Below are 2,943 nucleotides of genomic sequence, written 5' to 3'. Positions count from 1 at the left end.
TATCCAAACGCGTCAGCTTCGCCGACAACTGGATCAAAACATTCCTCCCGGATATTCAAAAGTTATGCTGACCACTCACGCCCGACTGCTTGAGGGAGCTTTGCTCCCTCTCCGTTCACGATGGGCAGGATGTCATCGCGACAGCTTCGAGCCCTCGGCGGTTGGCGTCCGCTCCGACGAACCGGGCGGCATGCTCGCGGTGAACGCTGTCTGCGCCGAGACTGACGAGGAAGCTGCTCGACTCCGTGCAACCGCCGAAGCGTCGTACAAGCGCATGCGCCGGGGCGTCGTCGGATCGCCGCCACCCGTCGAAACCGCGATCGACGAACTCGGCGGCGTGCCAGAGCCGACGCCGAACCCGCTTCCCGACGGGGAGTGGTCGCGGTCGATATCGGGGAGTCCCGAAACCTCGCCGACCTGCTCGAGCAGCTGACCGACCGACTCGTCGTCGACGTCGACGAGGTGATCGTCCAGAACCTGATTGCGGATCACGAGAACGCGCTCCGCTCACACGAGTTGCTCGCCGAGGGCGTTGGAATCGGCGACTGAGTGGATCGATGTGAATGCATTTTTCAGCGGAGCACGTCACGGGAGACGCCGAGTGGTACGTTTGCACGGAACGGGTGTCCAGTCACTCGCCGTCGGTGAACGGCCGTCCATCGACCCGCCTCAAAATATCGGTATCGTCGGCCCCTCTGCCCCTCGGAGCAGTACGCAACCGCAGCGAAACGGGTACTGTTGGAACACGAACTGGACGACGAGATAGCCGTCGTCGTCATCCAACAAAAGGCTTATCTTTGTACTGACTGAATGGTCAGTTGGCGAGGATCGGACCCACCTGTTGTGGCCAACAGCACCCATGTAACCGCGCCATACACCCTCGCCACGACCACCAACTCCTGTTGTGGATACGTACCCGACGGAAGCGGCCACCCACCCGATTGGTAGTCGGCCCGAGTCGCTTCCGTTTCGACGAGACGTCGAGTGCCGTACCCGCGTCGTCATCCGTGTTGGACACAGTTCCACCACGGCAAACGGTTTCACCCCTGCAGTGCAGGCGTGTGACGTCACTGTCGTAGCCACTGCCCGTCGTTTCCCTCCTGCCCGTCAGACGGACGCCGATCAGCGTGTGAACCGGTGCAGCGTTACTGGAGAGGTCCAGATACGCGGTACCGCCTCCAGAGGGTGGTGTATCAGTTACGAACCGGAGACCACCGAAACTGCCAGCGACTCGAGCGACGATTGTGGCGGCTGTCTGATAGGAAACCGTACGAGTCATTTCCTCGGTCCCGTCGTCAGTCGTCTGCGACCGTCGTCTCGGGACGGTACGACTGGCTAATCGCTTTCCACTTGTCGGTGCGAAAGCGCCAGTAGTTGATCGCCGCCGGGACGGTCGTCTCGGCGAGAAACGCCAGATACAGCCCCCAGTAGCCGAGTCCGGTGGTTGCGCCGAGATACGCCAGTGGAATCGAGCCACAGAACATTCCGAGAAACTGGCTCGCGAACGGCACGCGCGTATCACCGCTCGCGTCAAGCGGCCCCGCTGCGGCGCTGGCAACGCCCTGAAAGACGACTGCGACACAGGCCGCATAGACCAGATCGATTGCGATCGGAATCTCCGCGCTCGTCGGATCCTCCGCGAAGAGGACGACGATCTGCTCGGCGAAGAGGGCGATGAGAATCGCCGAGACGACGTAGGTCGCGACGGCAAAACGGATGATATCGCGGCCGTAGGCCTTCGCCGTCACCTCGTCGTTCTTGCCGAGCGCCTGGCCGACCAGACTCGAGGACGCGAGCCCGAAGCCCCAGCCAGGGGCGTTCATGACGCCCCAGATGCGGCGGGCGATGACGAACGCGGCGACGGTGTTCTCCCCGAAGATATCGAGGATCCCGAGCATCGGAAACTCGGCGACGGTCCAGACGAGGTTGCGTCCGCCCACGGGGAGACCGATCGTGACGAGATCACGAAGCGTCTCTCCGTCGAGGTACGCACCGAACGGATCGACGCGGACCGGGAACGCGCCGATACCTGGGATCCGGCCCGCACAGATCCCTGCGGCGAAGGTTGCCGTGACGGCGACGTTCGAGAGGACGGTTCCGAGCGCCGCGCCGGCGACGCCCCACTCGAGACCGAAGATGAAGACGGCGTTCAGGCCGATGTTGGCGACAGCGCCGCCGGCACGGACCTGCATCGCCGTGTACGAGTCGTCCGCGCCGACGAGGACGCGACTGCCGACGAGGTTCAGACCCGCAAACGGAATGCCGAACGCGACGACCTGGAGGTATCGCGCGCCGTACTCGATCGCGCTCTCGTTGTTACTCAGTAGGGAGATAAGTTCGTACGGGAACGCCCAGAAGACGGCCGCGACCGGGGCGCTGACCACGATCACGAGGACCACACTCGAGCGGACGGCTAGTCCGAGTTCGTCAGCGGCTTCGGCACCGTACCGCTGGGAGACGAGCGCGATGGTGCCGCCGGCGACGCCGCCGCCGATAGCGAAGGCTAACCCCCAGAACGGGCCGGCAAAGCCGACGCCGGCGACGGCCGACGTGCCGACGGCAACGCCGACCATCGCGACGTCGACGGCGCTTTTCGACATGCGTGCGATGCCGGTGACGATTCGGGGCCAGGCAAGCATCGTCGTCTGGACGGCACGTTCTCGGTCGATCACCCCGAGTCGTGCCAGGCCGAGCCCGATCGAGAGAATAATCAGCCGCAGCGGATTTGGGACCCTACTCACGGGTCACACCTGTGGCTCCTCGGCGGATCGTTGCGGCCTTCGGTTCGTGGCACGCTGTCGGATTCTGGCGGATCGATACGTATCTGCGGCCCATTCACGTGAAAATCGGCGGATCTACGGAAGGTTCGGGTTCGAACCGCTGGCGGAGCCGACCGCGCTCTGGCTCTGGTCGAACGCCGTTTCGGTGATCGACTTGAGACGA

The 2,943-nt window shown here is 63.8% G+C and carries 1 protein-coding gene and 1 pseudogene; one reads left to right on the top strand and one right to left on the bottom strand.

Going from position 1 to position 2,943, the window contains the following annotated elements; all coding sequences use genetic code 11:
• Nucleotides 1–133: 133 nt before the first annotated feature.
• Nucleotides 134–549: pseudogene (locus FYC77_RS19870) on the top strand (alkane 1-monooxygenase); the annotation flags it as partial.
• Nucleotides 550–1,295: 746 nt separating this feature from the next.
• On the opposite strand, the gene FYC77_RS19865 reads toward FYC77_RS19870, so the two are convergent.
• On the bottom strand, nt 1,296–2,741 hold the full coding sequence (locus FYC77_RS19865) for an MATE family efflux transporter (RefSeq protein WP_149083220.1): 1,446 nt from the start codon (nt 2,739–2,741) through the stop codon (nt 1,296–1,298).
• Nucleotides 2,742–2,943: the final 202 nt, after the last annotated feature.

The sequence above is a fragment of the Natrialba swarupiae genome, from assembly GCF_008245225.1.
GTDB lineage: Archaea > Halobacteriota > Halobacteria > Halobacteriales > Natrialbaceae > Natrarchaeobius > Natrarchaeobius swarupiae.
Note: the sequence above shows the minus strand (reverse complement) of the source record. Positions and strands in the feature narration are given on the sequence as shown.